General features: G+C 73.2%; 16 protein-coding genes. 9 read left to right on the top strand and 7 right to left on the bottom strand.

The genetic code is table 11. From position 1 onward, the window contains the following. Positions 1 to 8: 8 nt before the first annotated feature. The gene (locus tag IE237_RS20975) at positions 9 to 2,246 is read right to left on the bottom strand and encodes an MMPL family transporter (RefSeq protein WP_189803580.1); all 2,238 of its coding nucleotides are present in this window, start codon (positions 2,244 to 2,246) and stop codon (positions 9 to 11) included. A 143-nt stretch (positions 2,247 to 2,389) separates the two neighbouring features. After that, positions 2,390 to 2,857 carry a hypothetical protein gene (locus tag IE237_RS20970; RefSeq protein ID WP_189803579.1) on the bottom strand — a complete coding sequence of 156 codons (468 nt, stop codon included), beginning with the start codon at positions 2,855 to 2,857 and terminating at the stop codon, positions 2,390 to 2,392. Between the two features lie 143 nt (positions 2,858 to 3,000). Here IE237_RS20970 and pcaDC point away from each other — a divergent pair, with 143 nt between their 5' ends. From pcaDC to IE237_RS20950, 4 genes are all read left to right on the top strand, one after another. Continuing rightward, a complete protein-coding gene (gene pcaDC / locus IE237_RS20965; protein ID WP_229842793.1) occupies positions 3,001 to 4,260 on the top strand; it encodes a bifunctional 3-oxoadipate enol-lactonase/4-carboxymuconolactone decarboxylase PcaDC in 1,260 nt (419 codons plus the stop codon). Positions 4,261 to 4,269: 9 nt separating this feature from the next. Continuing rightward, positions 4,270 to 4,902 carry an MBL fold metallo-hydrolase gene (locus IE237_RS20960; protein ID WP_189803577.1) on the top strand — a complete coding sequence of 211 codons (633 nt, stop codon included), beginning with the start codon at positions 4,270 to 4,272 and terminating at the stop codon, positions 4,900 to 4,902. 44 nt (positions 4,903 to 4,946) lie between these two features. Then, complete coding sequence (locus IE237_RS20955) at positions 4,947 to 5,726, top strand: exodeoxyribonuclease III (RefSeq protein ID WP_189803576.1); 780 nt, start codon at positions 4,947 to 4,949, stop codon at positions 5,724 to 5,726. Between the two features lie 82 nt (positions 5,727 to 5,808). Then, complete coding sequence (locus IE237_RS20950) at positions 5,809 to 6,252, top strand: DUF6278 family protein (protein ID WP_189803575.1); 444 nt, start codon at positions 5,809 to 5,811, stop codon at positions 6,250 to 6,252. Positions 6,253 to 6,304: 52 nt separating this feature from the next. Here IE237_RS20950 and IE237_RS20945 read toward each other — a convergent pair whose 3' ends face one another. Then, positions 6,305 to 7,858 carry a CocE/NonD family hydrolase gene (locus IE237_RS20945; RefSeq protein ID WP_189803574.1) on the bottom strand — a complete coding sequence of 518 codons (1,554 nt, stop codon included), beginning with the start codon at positions 7,856 to 7,858 and terminating at the stop codon, positions 6,305 to 6,307. A gap of 91 nt (positions 7,859 to 7,949) precedes the next feature. Next, entirely contained in the window at positions 7,950 to 9,158 is a 1,209-nt protein-coding gene (locus tag IE237_RS20940; RefSeq protein WP_189803573.1) for a tetratricopeptide repeat protein, read from the bottom strand. Between the two features lie 160 nt (positions 9,159 to 9,318). On the opposite strand from IE237_RS20940, the gene IE237_RS20935 reads away from it, so the two are divergent. Beyond that, on the top strand, positions 9,319 to 10,575 hold the full coding sequence (locus tag IE237_RS20935) for a cytochrome P450 (RefSeq protein WP_189803572.1): 1,257 nt from the start codon (positions 9,319 to 9,321) through the stop codon (positions 10,573 to 10,575). On the opposite strand, the gene IE237_RS20930 is transcribed toward IE237_RS20935, so the two are convergent. Beyond that, a complete protein-coding gene (locus IE237_RS20930; RefSeq protein WP_189803571.1) occupies positions 10,526 to 11,260 on the bottom strand; it encodes a hypothetical protein in 735 nt (244 codons plus the stop codon). The genes IE237_RS20935 and IE237_RS20930 overlap by 50 nt on opposite strands. A gap of 104 nt (positions 11,261 to 11,364) precedes the next feature. On the opposite strand from IE237_RS20930, the gene ggt reads away from it, so the two are divergent. Next, entirely contained in the window at positions 11,365 to 13,170 is a 1,806-nt protein-coding gene (gene ggt, locus IE237_RS20925; protein WP_189803570.1) for a gamma-glutamyltransferase, read from the top strand. Between the two features lie 135 nt (positions 13,171 to 13,305). Here ggt and map read toward each other — a convergent pair whose 3' ends face one another. Then, the gene (gene map / locus IE237_RS20920; RefSeq protein ID WP_189803569.1) at positions 13,306 to 14,073 is read right to left on the bottom strand and encodes a type I methionyl aminopeptidase; all 768 of its coding nucleotides are present in this window, start codon (positions 14,071 to 14,073) and stop codon (positions 13,306 to 13,308) included. 33 nt (positions 14,074 to 14,106) lie between these two features. Here map and IE237_RS20915 point away from each other — a divergent pair, with 33 nt between their 5' ends. Then, positions 14,107 to 14,358, top strand: coding sequence for a helix-turn-helix domain-containing protein (locus IE237_RS20915; protein WP_093873302.1), 252 nt, complete (start codon positions 14,107 to 14,109; stop codon positions 14,356 to 14,358). 14 nt (positions 14,359 to 14,372) lie between these two features. On the opposite strand, the gene IE237_RS20910 is transcribed toward IE237_RS20915, so the two are convergent. Next, positions 14,373 to 15,044, bottom strand: coding sequence for an NAD(P)-dependent oxidoreductase (locus tag IE237_RS20910; RefSeq protein WP_189803568.1), 672 nt, complete (start codon positions 15,042 to 15,044; stop codon positions 14,373 to 14,375). Positions 15,045 to 15,105: 61 nt separating this feature from the next. Here IE237_RS20910 and IE237_RS20905 point away from each other — a divergent pair, with 61 nt between their 5' ends. Beyond that, positions 15,106 to 15,507 carry a winged helix-turn-helix transcriptional regulator gene (locus IE237_RS20905; RefSeq protein WP_189803567.1) on the top strand — a complete coding sequence of 134 codons (402 nt, stop codon included), beginning with the start codon at positions 15,106 to 15,108 and terminating at the stop codon, positions 15,505 to 15,507. Positions 15,508 to 15,539: 32 nt separating this feature from the next. Beyond that, positions 15,540 to 15,920, top strand: coding sequence for a PPOX class F420-dependent oxidoreductase (locus IE237_RS20900; protein WP_189803566.1), 381 nt, complete (start codon positions 15,540 to 15,542; stop codon positions 15,918 to 15,920). The last annotated feature ends 32 nt before the right edge of the window (positions 15,921 to 15,952 follow it).

Below are 15,952 nucleotides of genomic sequence, written 5' to 3'. Positions count from 1 at the left end.
TCCGGCGGTCAGCCCACGAGGTGGTTCTCCCGCGCGGGGTGCCCCGAGGGGATCCCCGGCCGCGTCAGCTGCTCGCCCTCCACGTCGATGTTCGGCAGGATCCGGTCGAGCCACTTCGGCAGCCACCAGGCGGACCTGCCGAGCAGGGCGAACAGGGCGGGCACGAGGGTCATGCGGACGACGAAGGCGTCGAAGAGGACGGCGGCGGCGAGGCCGAAGCCGATCATCTTGACGAAGTCGTTGTCCTCCACGATGAAGCCGGAGAAGACGCTGGTCATGATGATCGCGGCGGCGCTGACGACCCGGCCGCCGTACCGGAAGCCGGTGGCGACCGCCTCGGCGGGGCGGGCGCCGTGGACGTACGCCTCACGCATCCGGGACACCAGGAAGACCTCGTAGTCCATCGCGAGGCCGAACACGACGCCGATCATGAAGATGGGAAGGGTGCTCATGACCGGGCCCGGCTGGTCGACGCCGAAGAGGTCGGCGAGCCAGCCCCACTGGAACACGGCGACGACGGCACCGAGGGCGGCGCTCACGGACAGGAGGAAGCCGAGGGCCGCCTTGAGGGGGACGAGCACGGAGCGGAAGACCAGCATCAGCAGGAGGAAGGCCAGGCCGACGACCAGGGCGAGGTAGGGGAGCAGCGCGTCGTCCAGGGTCTGCGAGAAGTCGATGAACATCGCGGTCTGGCCGGCGACCAGGATCTCGGTGGCGCCGGTCCGCTTCTCGGTCCCGTCGGCCGTCGCGCGCAGGGAGCGCACCAGGTCCTCGGTCCTGGTGTCCGTGGGGCCGGTGGCGGGGACGACGGTGACGACGGCGGTGTCGTTCGACGGGTTGGTGGTCGCGGGGGAGACGCTCGCGACTCCGCGGACCCCTTCCAGGGTCGTGCGGACCGCCTCGGCCGCCCGCTTCGCGTCCTTCGCCTCGACGGTGACCGTCAGCGGCCCGTTGAAGCCGGGACCGAAGGAGCCGGACAGCATGTCGTACGCCTTGCGCTGGGTGGTGTGCGGGGCCATCGAGCCCTCGCCCGGCAGGCCCAGTTCGAGGCTCGCGGCGGGTACGGCGGCGGCGCCCAGGCCCAGGACGCCGAGGAGGAGGACGGCGACGGGCCGGCGCAGGACGAATCCGGCCCAGCGGGCGCCGAGGTTGGGCTTGCTGCGGGCCGCGCGCTTGTCGGCCTTGCGCTGCTGCCGCGGGGACAGCGGCTTGCCGGTGTACTGCTTGCGGTCGCGGCGGGCGAGCACCCTGACGGGGGCGAAGCCGAGCAGCGCGGGCACGAACGTGATCGCGACGAGGACGGCCACGGCGACGGTGCCGGCCGCGGTGAGGCCCATCTTGGTGAGCATCGGGACGTCGACCACCGCGAGCCCCGCCAGGGCGATGATCACGGTGAGACCGGCGAAGACGACGGCCGAGCCCGCGGTGCCCACGGCCAGCGAGGCGGCGTCCGCGCGTTCGCGTCCCTCGGCGATCTCGGAGCGGTAGCGGGAGACGATGAACAGGGCGTAGTCGATGCCGACGGCGAGGCCGATCATCATCGCGAGCGTCGAGGTGGTGGAGGACAGGCCGAGCGTGCTGCCGAGCGCGGTGATGGCGCTGATGCCGATGCCGACGCCGATCATGGCCGTGAGCAGCGGCATTCCGGCGGCGATCAGGGATCCGAAGGTGAGGAGCAGGACGACGGCGGAGACGAGGATGCCCAGCTTCTCGCCCGTGCCGCTCATCGCCTGCTCGATCTCGACGGCGTCGCCGCCCGCCTCGACGGCGAGGCCCGCGTCCCTGGCCCGCTCCATCGCGCCTGCGAGGCCGTCGTGCGCCGCGTCGGTCAGCTCGGTGGCCTTCGCCTTGTACGTGACGTAGGCGTAGACGGTCGTACGGTCGCCGCTCACGGCGTTCGTCACGAAGGGGTCGGCCACGACGGCGACCTGGGGCGCCTTGGCCAGGTCGGCGACGAGCCGCTCGACCTGGGCCTTGCGGGCGGGGGAGGTGATCTTCTCGGCGCCGGGTGCGCGGACGACGACGCGGGCGGCGGCGCCGTCCGCGCGGGCGTCGGGGAACTTCTCCTGGAGGAGGTCGAACGCCTTCTGCGACTCCGTGCCCGGCATCGAGAAGGTGTCGGCGGGCGGGGCGGCGGCGGTGGAGGCCGCGAAGCCCGCGCCGAAGAAGGCCAGGAGCCAGAGGACGACGACCAGGCCCCGCCTTCGGAAGGCGAAGCGGCCCAGTCGGGAGAGGAAGGTGGCCACGGTGGAGGAGTCCTGTCGGTAGGGCCGGCATGCCGCCGGCGGCATGCCGGAGGCACCCGGAGACGGATCGGGTGTGGAGTCTTCGTGAGGGTCGTGCGGGGGCCCTGGGGCCGGTGGTCGCGACCGGGGTGGATCCGCCCCGGTCAGGCGGCGTCGGCGGCGGGTTCGGCCGGTCCGTTCGGCTCCAGGGCGATGGCCACCGCCCGTACGAGCCAGGCGTTGACCGACAGGGCCTCCTGGGTGGCCGCGTCCTCGACGCGGGCCTTGAGGGGGGCCGGGAGCCGGAAGTTGATCCTGGCCGTGCCGCCGGCCTCCTCGCCGTCGGCCACCCGTGGTGCCATTGGCGCCATGGGTGGCGCCATCGGCAGGGGCGGTGCTGTCACCACGAACTCGGGGTCCAGCCCCCGCAGGCGCATGTGCACCGATCCCGGCGCCAGGTCGCGGGTGATCGCGTCCGAGGCGGCGGACAGTGCGTCCAGCAGGGTCAGCCGGGCGGCCGACTCCAGGGGGGCGGCCAGCCGCTCGGCCAGCGCGCGCGTGTCGTCCCCGCCGATCTCGCCGGCGGCCGCGAGTTCACGGCGGAGCTGTTCGATGTGCGGGGTCAGGTCCATGAGGAAGAGAGTGGCATCAGAATGGCGCCATCGCAAGTCCATTGTGGTGCCAACCTGTGTCGATCGGTGCCAGGTGGCGCCTCGTGGTGATGCACCCTCGCCCCCCACCCCTGACGCGATCCGGGATGTGGGAGCGTGGGCGGGTGAGTGAGACGAACGCTGAAACCCTGCAGTACCGCGTCGACGGGCGAGACGACGCTCCGGTCCTGGTCCTGGGACCGTCCCTCGGCACGACCTTCCACATGTGGGACCGGCAGATACCGGAGCTCACCCGCGACTGGCGGGTCGTCCGCTTCGACCTCCCGGGGCACGGGGGCGCGCCCGCGGAGCCCTTCACCTCCGTCGCCGAGCTCGGCGACCGGCTCCTCGCCACCCTCGACGCGCTCGGCGTCCAGCGCTTCGGATACGCGGGCTGCTCCTTCGGCGGCGCCGTCGGCCTCGACCTCGCCCTCCGCGCTCCCCACCGCGTCGCCTCGCTCGCCCTGGTCGCCACCTCACCCCGGTTCGGCACCGCCGACGAGTTCCGCCAGCGCGGTGTCATCGTCCGGGCCAACGGCCTGGAGCCGATGGCCCGCACCGCCCCCGAGCAGTGGTTCACGCCCCTCTTCGCCGGCGCGCAGCCCGCCATCGTCGACTGGGCCGTCCAGATGGTGCGGACGACCGACCCCGCCTGCTACATCGCCGCCTGCGAGGCCCTCGCCGTCTTCGACGTCCGCGAGGCCCTCGGCAGCATCGGCATCCCCGCCCTCGTCCTCGTCGGCTCCGAGGACCAGGTCACCGGACCCGCCGAGGCCCGCACCCTGGTCGCCGGCATCGCCGACGCCCGCCTCGCCGTCGTCCCCGGCGCCTCGCACCTCGCCCCCGTCGAACAGCCCGCCGCCGTCACCGACCTGCTCACCGAGCACTTCTCCGGCATCGCCCAGGAGGCCAGCGGCACCCTCGCCGTCCCGCCCCCGCTCGCGCCGCCCGTCCCCGCCGCCGTGCCCGCGCCGGCCGCCGTGCCCGCCGAGCCCACCGAGAGCGGCCGGCCCGACCCGTACGAGAAGGGGCTCGGGCTGCGCCGCGAGGTCCTCGGCGACGCCCATGTCGACCAGGCCCTCGCCGACGACGCCGACGGAGCCTTCCAGGAACTGGTCACCCGCTACGCCTGGGGCGAGGTCTGGAGCCGCGAGGGACTCGACCGGCGCACCCGCAGCGCCGTCACGCTCACCGCGCTCATCGCCGGAGGCCACCGGGAAGCCCTCGCCGACCACACCCGCGCCGCCCTCCGCAACGGCCTGTCCCCCGAGGAGCTCCGCGAGATCGTCCTCCACGCGGGCGTGTACTGCGGCCTCCCGGCCGCGGAGACGGCGCTGCGGGTCGTCACCCGCGCCATCGCCGAGGAGACGACACCCCCGGCGTAGCCTGGGCCCGTGAAGCTGACGAAGAAGTCCCACGCCTGCGTGCGGCTGGAGAAGGACGGCCGCACGCTCGTCCTCGACCCCGGCATGTTCACCGAGGAGGACGCCGTCCTCGGAGCCGACGCGCTGCTCGTCACCCACGAGCACCCCGACCACTTCGACGAGGGCCGGCTGCGCGCCGCCCTGGACGCGAACGCGGCCGCCGAGATCTGGACGCTGCGCAGCGTCGCCGACCGGCTCTCGGCGGCCTTCCCGGGACGGGTGCACACCGTCGGGCACGGCGACACCTTCACGGCGGCCGGCTTCGACGTCCAGGTCCACGGCGAGCTGCACGCGGTGATCCACCCGGACATCCCGCGCATCACCAACGTGGGCTATCTCGTCGACGGCTCCGTCTTCCACCCCGGCGACGCGCTGACCGTGCCCGACCACCCGGTCGACACCCTGCTGCTGCCCGTCATGGCGCCCTGGAACAAGATCTCCGAGGTCATCGACTACGTGCGCGAGGTCCGGCCGCGCCGGGCGTACGACATCCACGACGCCCTGCTCACCGATCTCGCCCGGCCCATCTACGACCGCCAGATCGGAGAGCTCGGCGGCACCCGCCACGAGCGCCTCGCGTCCGGCGCGTCCGCCGAGCTCTGAGCGGCGAGGGCCGACTGTCACACCCCGCCAGTAGGCTTGCGCACATGCGCATCGCCACCTGGAACGTCAATTCGATCACCGCCCGGCTGCCCCGGCTCCTGGCCTGGCTGGAGAGCAGCGGCACCGACGTGCTGTGCATCCAGGAGACCAAGTGCACCGCCGAGCAGTTCCCCGCCGAGGAGCTGCGCGCCCTGGGCTACGAGTCGGTGGTGAACGCCACCGGGCGGTGGAACGGCGTGGCCCTGCTCTCCCGGGTCGGCCTCGCCGACGTGGTCACCGGCCTGCCCGGCGGCCCGGAGTACGACGGGGCGGAGGAGCCCCGGGCGATCTCCGCGACCTGCGGCCCGGTCCGCGTCTGGTCGGTGTACGTGCCGAACGGCCGCGAGGTGGCCCACGACCACTACGCGTACAAGCTGCGCTGGCTGGAGGCGCTCAAGGCGGCCGTCGCGGAGGACGCGGCCGGGGAGCGCCCCTTCGCGGTCCTCGGCGACTACAACATCGCCCCGACCGACGAGGACGTCTGGGACATCGGCGTCTTCGAGGGCGCCACGCACGTGACGGAGCCGGAGCGGGCCGCGCTCGCCGGGCTCCGCGACACCGGTCTCACCGACGTCGTCCCGCGCCCCCTCAAGTACGACCACCCCTTCACGTACTGGGACTACCGCCAGCTCTGCTTCCCGAAGAACAAGGGCATGCGCATCGACCTGGTCTACGGGAACAAGCCCTTCGCCGAGGCGGTCTCCGACAGCTACGTGGACCGCGAGGAGCGCAAGGGCAAGGGCGCCTCGGACCACGCCCCCGTCGTGGTCGACCTCGACGTCTGACCGGTCCTTTCGGCCCCGTGTGCGGAGATCATCTCCGCGCGCCGGGTGGTCGACCGACAGGTGGCGGTGCGACGCTGTTCCGATGAACATCCCCTTTCTGGACCATTGGCGAAAGCGGCATGAGCCCGAGCCCGCGGAGGCCCCCCTGGCCGCGGCCTTCGACCGGGATCCGGAGGGAGTGGCCGAGCTCCTCTCGGAGTGCGAGCTGCTGCGTTCCCGTGCAGGGGAGGCCGGGGTGGTCCTGGACGACACCCCGGGCTCCCTCCAGGAGCTCGACCAGCTGCCGCCCCGCTGGCGAAACGATCCGGAAGAGCTCCCCTGGTTCGGGAACGACGCCGGGCTCTACCTCGGCACCGTGATCGTCCGGAACGTGCCGGGCGCCCGGTGGCAGGTGTGGCCGGGCGGTGGCCCCGTGGTGCGGCTCGCCTCGGGCCGGGAGATCCAGGTCGTCGAGGCCGGTCTGGACTGGGCGATGACGGGCGCGCCGCAGCTCTCCCAGGTGTACGCGGAGGCCTCCGAGTACTGAACCCCCGCCGCCCCCGGGCAGGGAGCCGCCCCCGCCCGGCAGCGGCCGGTGGTCACTCCGCCCGCAGCGGGACCGACACGTACGACGGGTCGGTCGCGGGGGAGGAGAAGGTGAGCCGCGCGCCGGTCGGGTTGTGCTCGATGTAGAGCGGGTCGACGGTGTCGACGACCAGCGCGAGCCGGTGCCCGGCGGGGACGTCGTAGGCCGTCGAGAAGAGGTCCAGATCGACGCCGAACGGCTGCCCGGGCGTGCGGTCGTGGAAGGTGTACGGGGCGTTGCTGACGAGCTTGCCGAGCCCGAGCGGGCCCACGTCGTAGAGGTACGCCACGAGGGTGCCGCTCTCCTCGGTGGAGCTGACCGTGGTGTGCACCTTCACGGTGCCGCGCACCCGCTGCGGGGCGTCGTACCGCTCCGACTGCCAGACGCCGGCGAAGGCGCGGGGGAGGAGGGGCACGGAGGCGACGGGCGGGGCCTGGAAGAACTGGTCCAGGAGGTTGGAGAGCATGACGACACCGCCGTTGGCGCCGGAGTCGACGTTCGCCCGTATCCGCTGCGTACCGCCGAGGTCGAACTTCCGCCGGTTCGCGTCGAGGGACTTCCAGTCCGGGTAGCCCTCGTAGCCGGCGTCGGAGCGGGGCTTCAGCTGGACGGGCCGCTCGCGGTCGATGCCGTTGTCGACGCCCTTGAGGTAGTGGTCGAACCAGCGGTGGGCGCTGGTCCAGGTGTCGTTGGGCAGGCCGAGGAGGCCGGTGGCCTCGGCGGTGGCGTGGTCGCCGGGCCGGAACTCCAGCCGCTTGGGGCCGGTGAGCTTCTCGTAGAAGCTCGCGTACTGGTTGGGCGGGAAGATGGTGTCGCCCCAGGCGTTGCCGAGCATGATGGCGGCGCCGTTGGCGTTGATCCGGTCGAGCTGCTCGACGGCGGAGCGCTTGCGGCCCCAGGCGATCATGTCCTCCTCCTTGGTCAGGTCGGAGGAGAGGAAGTCGCCGAGGATCTGCTGGAGTTCGGGGCCCGGGCGGCCGGTGAGATAGCCGGCGCCGCCGAGCAGGGCGGCGGCCTGGAGGTGCTGGGTGCGGCCGCTGTAGATGGACTCGATCAGGTCGGCCCAGCCGCTGAGCGCGGCGACGGCCTTGATCCGCGGGTCGTTCGCGGCGGCGAGCAGGCTGATGCCCGCGCCGTACGAGACGCCCGCCATGCCCACGTGGTCGGGGTCGGACGGGGTGTTCGCGAGGGCCCAGTCGATCACCTTGGAGGCGTCCGCGACGTCCTTGGGGCCCGCGGTCTCGATCTCGCCGCCGGACTGCCAGAAGCCGCGCGAGTTGTAACTCACCACGACGTAGCCGGAGTCGGCGAGCTTCTTGGCCTGGGCGAGGTACTCGACCTGGGGCATGGCCCAGCTGGTGGGCAGAACGATCAGGGGATGGCGGGTGGCGGCGTCGGCTCCGGCCGGCGTGACGACGTTCGCCTTGAGGACGGTGCCGCCCTCCCCGGCGATGTCGACGAAGCGGAGGGATCCGGCGGTGTCGGCGGCCTGGGTGGCCGGGGCGAACCCGAGGGCCGTCCCGGCCACGAGGGCGGCCGAGACGGCGAGGACCAGGGATCTGCGCACGGGGCACTCCTCACTGGGGACACTGTTGGGGGGCAGTGAAAGTGACCCGACGGTAACCGCGACGCCTTACCCGTGGTAACTGGTCGGTAAGTTACGTGCGGGTAACGATTGGTGGCGCGTCACCCCGGAGGGCGACGGCCTCGGCGAAGTCCGCGTGCGCCTCCTCGTACCGCTTGACGGCGAGGAGGAACATGGACCGGTCGGTGAGCGCGCGGACCAGGGCGCTCGTGCCGCCGTCCGGTCGGCGGGCGAGACGCACGCCCTCGTCGAAGGCCGGGCGGAGCGCGTCCTCGGCCCGGTGGCCGGACGTCTCCCAGCGGAGCGCCCGGCGGACGGTGAGGCGACGCTGGGCGGCGATCAGCGCGGGAAGATCACCGGACTCCCGCAGGGCGGCGGTCCGGCCTTCGAGGGCGGGGATCGAGGCGAACCAGGCCTCCCGTATGTCGGGAGACCAGCCGTGGTGAGGGTGGACCCCGAACGCCGGCAGGGGGGCCTCGGGAGTGGCGGCCGGTTCGGCCGGCCGGCCCGAGAGGAGCAGCAGGGTCACCCACCAGGCCTGGATGTTGCTCCAGCTCACCGGCTCCCCGCCCTCCGCGAGACGGGCGAGGAGGGTCAGCGTCTCGCGCCGCGCGGCCGCCTCCTCGGCCGTCCGTCCGGCGGTCCGGAGCATCCGGGCGTACTGGTCCAGCTTCCACACCAGGGCCGCCAGCGGGGCGAGGTCCTCCGCCGCCGTGCGCCGGGCCTCGTCGACGACACGCGCGAACACCTCCAGGGCCTCCTCGTGCCGTCCGGCCGCGTCCAGTTCGGCCGCCCACTCGATCAGCGTCCACTCGGACACGTCCGCCTCCCCGGGCACGATGTGCCGGGCGTGCAGATCGGCCGCCTCCGCGTGGCGCCCCTCCTCCGCCAGGACGACCGCGAGGCGCCCGTACAGGCCGGCCGCCGCCAACTCCTCGCACACCGCACGCCCCTCGGACCGCCGGCCGTCGCCGAACAGCGCGCGCTGATAGCCCTGCAGGGCGCTGCTCAGCTCGTCCTTCCCGCCCGGCACCTCCCCGCCGTACCGCCGCATCGCGTCCACCGCCTCCGCGTACAGCGCCACGTGCTGCTTCGGATCCCTGGTGTCCCACGTGCGGATGACCAGCGCGTGGGTCAACTTGGCCAGATAGGCCCGTGGGTTGACCTGCACCAGGATCCGGTACGCCTCGACCTGCTCCCGGCTGCTCGGCCGGTCGGATCCGAGCAGCAGGACCCGCGCCCGCATGACCGCGTCCTCGTCGGGCTTCCGTGTGTCGCCCATGTGCCCCCTGTTCTCCGCGTGATGCACGACGGAGATTCTGGGAGTCGCGGGGCAGGCCGGACAAGGCTCACGAACTGTGCGTTCCGTCCTACGAAAAAGGCCCCTGACCTGTCATGATGGGAACGTCTTGACCTCTGGATCGGTTCTGGCGGGAGGCACGGTGGGGGATCCGGACGAGGTACCCGATGTCTTCGACCCCCGGATCTACGCGTCCGGCATCCCGCACGACCGCTTCCGCGCCCTGCGCGACCGGGCCCCCGTCGCCCGGCAGGACGAGCCGGAGATCCTCGGCTGGCCCGCGGGGCCGGGCTTCTGGGCCGTCACCCGGCACGCCGACGTCGTGCGGGTCCTCAAGGACTCGGGGACGTACTCCTCGCACCTCGGCGCCACCCAGATCCGCGACCCCGACCCGGCCGACCTGCCCTTCGTCCGCCGCATGATGCTCAATCAGGATCCCCCGGCACAGGGCCGGCTGAGGCGGCTCGTCAGCCGGGCGTTCACGCCCGGGCGGATCGAGCGCTTCACCGTCACCGCCCGCGACCGGGCCCGTGAGCTGCTGGCGGCCGCGTTCGCGGACGGCGGCGAGGTGGACCTCGTCCGGGCCGTCACCGACGACTACGCGCTGCTCAACCTCACCGACCTGCTCGGGGTGCCCGCGAGCGACCGGGGACTGCTGCACACCTGGACCGAGCGGGTCATCGCCTACCAGGACCCCGACGAGCCGCCGGTCCTCGACGCCGAGGGGCGGCCGGTCAACCCCCGCTCACCCGCCATGCTCGCCGAGATGTTCGGCTACGCCCAGGAGCTCGCCGCCCACAAACGCGCCCACCCGGCCGACGACGTCATGAGCGTGCTCGCCGCCTCCGAACTCGACGATGCAGAACTGGAGATGTTCTTCTTCCTGCTGACCGTCGCCGGCAACGACACCGTGCGCAGCGCCGCCCCCGGCGGAATCCTCGCCCTCGCCGAACACCCGGCGCAGCAGCGGAACTTGTGGGCGGGGGAGGTCCCCATGGACACGGCCGTGGACGAACTCCTGCGCGTGCACCCGCCCGTGCTCTCCTTCCGGCGCACCGCCGCCCAGGACACCGAACTGGCCGGGCGGAGGATCCGGGCCGGCGACAAGGTCGTCGTCTTCCACGCCTCCGCCAACCACGACGAACGCGTCTTCGTGGACCCGCACCGCCTGGACCTCGCCCGGACCCCCAACCCGCACGTCTCCTTCGGCGACGGCCCGCACGTCTGCCTCGGCGCCCACTTCGCCCGGCTCCAGCTCCGCGTGCTCTACGAGGAGACGCGCGCGGCCTGCGGCGGACTGATCCTCGCGGGACCGCCCCGGCGCCTCGTCTCCAACTTCGTCAACGGGATCAAGTCGCTGCCGGTTCGACCGCTGGAGCCGTCCGCGCCGCGCTCGTGACGTCGGCGACCAGCTCCATCACATCGGGGCCGTACGCCTGCGAGTTGACCACCTTCAGGAGGAGCACGAAGGAGCCGTCCGGCCCGTACTTGCCGGCCAGCGCCTTGTGATGGCGGGCCAGATGCCGCGCCGCGGCCTGATTGGTGACCGCTGCCTGGCCGCAGAGAAGGAACACCGGCCGACCGCCCTCGCCGCGGGTGAGGCGGGCGAGGACGACGTACTCGTCGACCCCCCACTCCGGGCGGTAGGTCTCGCCCGCGACGGTGATCATCCCCCGGTCCTCGCGCGGCTCCTGCTCGACGTTCATCGTGAGTCCCGGCAACAGGTTGGGCAGATGGGCCGCCATGCGCCGGTTGGAGTAGGGGCCGCCGATGCAGAACTCGGCTATCTGCCCCAGGCCCTGACGGGCCGTGTCGTGCTGTACGACACGGGGCCGCGCCCCGCAGTCCTTGATCAGCGCCGACAGTTCGAGCAGCGCCGACACGTCGGTGGCGTGCACCCCGCGCTCGCTGCCGGCCAGACGGTTCACCACGAGCAGACACTCGGAACCGGAGGGCAGCCCGAAGAAGGCCTGCTTGCGGCGTAGCCGCCGCCGCCAGAGGTAGGCCCGGGTCAGCCACCCCAGGGAACCACTGACTCCGGTGGCCAGGACCCCGAGCACCACGTTGCGCAGGTCTTCGTTCATAGGCGCGCATGCTAGCGGCGATCCGGCCTCCAGTTCGAGGCGGTCCTGACGGGAGGCGGCGCGGGAAGTTACGCTGCGCGGACGGTCGTTGACTGGAGGTAGGAATGCGTCGCTCCGCCGCAGGCAAGGTCTCGCTGCTCGCCGTCGCGGCGACGGTGCTCTCGATGGGCGCCGCCGCGCCGTCGAAGGCCCCGCCCGTCCAGGCCCCACCCGTCAAGGAACCCGTCGCCGTCGGGTACGGCGGTGCCGTCGCCAGTGTCGACGCCGACGCCTCGGCCGCCGGCATCGAGGTGCTCCGCAAGGGCGGCAACGCGGTCGACGCCGCCGTCGCCGTCGCGGCCGCCCTCGGCGTCACCGAGCCGTACTCGGCGGGCATCGGGGGCGGCGGCTACTTCGTGTACTACGACGCGAAGAGCCGTACCGTGCGGACCATCGACGGACGGGAGACCGCCCCCCGTTCGGCCGACGCCGGGCTCTTCGTGGAGAACGGAAAGCCCATCCCCTTCGAGGAGGGCCAGACCAGCGGACTCGGCGTCGGCACCCCCGGCACCCCCGCCACCTGGAAGGCCGCCCTCGACGCCTGGGGCAGCAAGCGGCTCGGCACCCTGCTCGAACCCGCCGAGCGGCTGGCCCGCGAGGGCTTCACCGTCGACCCCACGTTCCGCGCCCAGACCGCCGCCAACGAGGCCCGGTTCCGTGACTTCCCGGCCACCTCCGCACTGTTCCTGCCCGGCGGGCAACTGCCCGTGGTCGGCAGCGTCTTCAAGAACCCCGACCTGGCCCGCACGTACGAGACGCTCGGCCGCAACGGCGTCGGCGCCCTCTACCGGGGGCCGCTGGCCCGGGACATCGTCGACACCGTGCGCACGCCCCCGCTCCGCGAGGGCGCGACCCGGACCGTCCGCCCCGGCGATCTGACGGAGGCCGACCTCGCCGCGTACCGCACCGAGTCCCGCAGGCCCACGAAGGTCTCGTACCGGGGGCTCGACGTCTACGGCATGGCCCCCTCCTCCTCCGGCGGCACCAGCGTCGGCGAGGCGCTCAACATCCTGGAGGGCACCGACCTCTCGGCGGCCTCCCAGGCCCGCTACCTGCACCGCTACATCGAGGCCAGCCGCATCGCCTTCGCCGACCGGGGCCGCTGGGTCGGCGACCCGGCCTTCGAATCCGTGCCGACGCGGGGCCTGCTCTCCCAGCGGTTCGCCGACTCCCGGGCCTGCCTGATCCGCGACGACGCCGCCCTCACCAGCCCGCTCGCACCGGGCGACCCCGCGCGTCCCGCGCCCTGCGCGACCGGGGGCACGGCCGCCCCGACCACGTACGAGGGCGAGAACACCACCCATCTGACGGTGGCGGACAAGTGGGGCAACATCGTCGCCTACACCCTCACCATCGAGTCCACTGGGGGAAGCGGCATCACCGTGCCCGGCCGGGGCTTCCTGCTCAACAACGAGCTGACCGACTTCTCCTTCGCCCCGGCCGGCGCGGCCGTCCACGACCCCAACCTGCCCGGCCCCGGCAAGCGGCCGCGCTCCTCGATCTCCCCGACGATCGTCCTCGACCGGCACGACCGGCCCGTCCTGGCGCTCGGCTCCCCGGGCGGCGCCACCATCATCACCACGGTCCTCCAGACCCTCACCGGGGTCGTCGACCGGGGTCTGCCGCTCGTCGACGCGATCGCCGCGCCGCGCGCCAGCCAGCGCAACCAGGCCACCACCGAACTCGAACCGGCCCTGTGGAACAGCCCGCTGAGGGCGGAGCTGGAGGGCATCGGGCACGGCTTCCGGCAGAACCCGGAGATCGGTGCGGCGACCGGTGTCCAGCGGCTCCCCGACGGCCGCTGGGTGGCCGCCGCGGAGACCGTCCGCAGGGGCGGCGGCTCGGCGATGGTCGTACGTCCGGCGTCCTAGCGACGCGCCCCCGACCGCGCGGCCTGGAGTCGCGCGGTCGAGGTCGCGGTTTCCCGAGCCGCGCGGTCACGGTCCCGGTTTCCGGAGCCGCGCGGTCGCGGTCGTGCGCCCGCCGCGGCCCCGCGCCCCGGCCGGCTACAGGGCCGTCAGGACGCGCGGGCCGTCGTCCGTGATCGCCACCGTGTGCTCGGCGTGGGAGGCGCGGGAGCCGTCGGACGTACGGATCGTCCAGCCGTCCCGCGCCGTGTAGTGCTCGTCCGTGCCGCCGCCGATGAGCATCGGCTCGATCGCGAGCACCATCCCGTGGCGCAGCCTCATGCCCCGGCCCGGGCGTCCCTCGTTGGGGACGCCCGGGTCCTCGTGCATGGCGCGGCCGATCCCGTGCCCGCCGAATCCGTCGGGGATGCCGTATCCCGCGGCCCGGCAGACCCGGCCGATCGCGTGGGCGATGTCGCCGATGCGGTTGCCGACGACGGCCGCCGCGATGCCGGCCTCCAGGGCCTCCTCCGCCGCGGCGATCAGCCGGGTGTCCTCCGGCCGGGCCGGGCCGACGGTGAAGCTGACCGCCGCGTCGCCCGCCCAGCCGCCCAGCGTCGCCCCGCAGTCCACGGAGACCAGGTCGCCCGGGGCCAGCCGGGTCCCGTCCGGGATGCCGTGCACGATGGCGTCGTTCACGGAGACGCACACGACCGCGGGGAAGGGCACCGGGGCCCACTCCGGGTGGTAGTCGAGGAAGGGCGAGCCGGCCCCCGCCTCGGCGAGCACGGCGCGCGCGGCGCGGTCGAGCTCGGTGAGCGGGACGCCGGGCGCCGCCTTCTCTCGTACGGCCGCCAGGGCGCGGGCCACCACACGGCCCGACTCGCGCATGGCCGCCAGGGATTCGTTCGTCTTGATCTCCACCATGACCAATTACTATACCGGTATTAGAATGGCCGCATGGTGCGTACACCCCTGACCCCCGAAGAGCGCGAGCGCGGCGAGCGCCTGGGCCTGCTCCTGCGCGAGGCGCGCGGCGAGCGGTCCATGGTCGAGATCGCCGCCGCCGCCGGCCTCTCCGCCGAGACCCTCCGCAAGATCGAGACCGGCAGGGCTCCTACCCCGGCCTTCTTCACCGTCGCGGCCCTGGCCGGAGTCCTCGGACTCTCCATGGACGAGCTCGTGGTGCACTGCACCCCGGCCCCCGTCTGAGCCGCCCGCCCGGCTCAGACGGAGACCGCCAGCTGCACACGGCTGTGGCGCGGGCGCTCGATCTCGTCCAGGAGGGCGAGCGCCAGATCGGCGTGGGCGATGCGGCCCGGGCCGTCGATCACCGCGCCCACCGCCGTGCGGTAGCCGCCGGTCCGCTCCGCCTCCGCGTTCAGGTCCATCGGCGGCACCACCATCAGCCAGTCGAGCCCGGGCCCGGCCTCCGCCGCGAGCAGCTCGAACTCGGCCACGTGTCCCTGGGAGAACGTCCGCCACTCCTCGGGGAAGCCGGGCGCGTCCATCAGCCGCACCCCCGGAGCGGTCTCCAGGGTCGTGGCGATGCCCAGGGTGAGCAGCCGCCCGACCCCCGCCGCGGTCAGGCCGGTGACCAGGGCCCGCGCGGCGGCCGTGAAGAAGTCGGCCGAGGGCACGTCGAGCCGGACCGCCGCGTTCACCGCCGCGTCGTGGCCCGCCGCGAGCGCCGCCACCGAGGCCGCGTCCGTCGCGTCCCCCCGTACGAGCGCGACTCCCGCTCCCTCCAGGTCGCGGTGGGCGGCCGGGTCGCGGACCACGGCGGTCACCCGGCGGCCCCGGGCCACCGCCTCCGCCACGACCGCCCGGCCGACCCGCCCTCCGGCGCCGAAGACCACGATGTTCCCGCTGCTGTTGTCGCTGGTGTCGATGTCCATGGCCGGACCGTAGAACGGGCACCCCTGGTTACTTCAACGGTACTGGGCTAGCGTCGGCCGCATGATCGAACAGCACTCCCCGCAGTCGCTGAGCCCCTCCTTCTTCCCCGACCCCGACTGCGGCGCGGGCTCCGCACAGCCCCTCCGCGTCGGCGGCAAGTGGACGGCGATGGTGCTGCGCTGTCTGGAGGACGGGACGCCCCGCCGCTTCTCCGAACTCCGCGTCCCCCTGCACTGGATCACCCCCAAGGTCCTCACCGAGACCCTCCGCGCCATGGAGCGCGACGGCTTCCTCACCCGCACCGTCCACGACGAGAACCCGCCCCGCGTCGAGTACGCCCTCACCGGCCTCGGCCGGTCCCTCCTCGGCCCGCTCGACACGGCCTGTGACTGGGCGCGCACCCACGCCTCCCAGGTCACCGAGGCGCGCAGCGCGTACGAGCGGACGAGCCCCGTGACGTAGCGAAGGACCCGACCCCGCCTAGGCTGCCGGGCATGATGCCCGAAGAGCTGCGGCGCGGCCGCTACGTCAGCCTGACCACTTTCCGGAAGAACGGCACGGGGGTCGCGACACCCGTCTGGTACGCGGTGGAGGGCTCCGCGCTGTACGTCTGGACCCGCTCCGATTCCTGGAAGGTCAAGCGCCTGCGCAACGACTCCCGGGTCGAGGTCGCCGTCTGCGACCTGCGCGGCAACGTCGCCGAGGGCGCCCAGCGGTTCGCCGGCACGGGTCGCCTGGTGGAGGGGGAGGAGCTGCGCCTGATCCGGCGGCTGCTCTCGCGCAAGTACACCTGGCAGTACTGGCTGACCGACGTTCCGGCCATGATCGTCCGGCTCGGCAGGCGCCCGCACACCGGGATCGTCGTCACGTTCTGAAAACGGTCCGTAGTCGTCCCGTAACACGACTG

The sequence above is a fragment of the Streptomyces tanashiensis genome, from assembly GCF_014648895.1.
In the GTDB taxonomy this organism is placed as follows: Bacteria; Actinomycetota; Actinomycetes; order Streptomycetales; family Streptomycetaceae; genus Streptomyces; species Streptomyces tanashiensis.
Note: the sequence above shows the minus strand (reverse complement) of the source record. Positions and strands in the feature narration are given on the sequence as shown.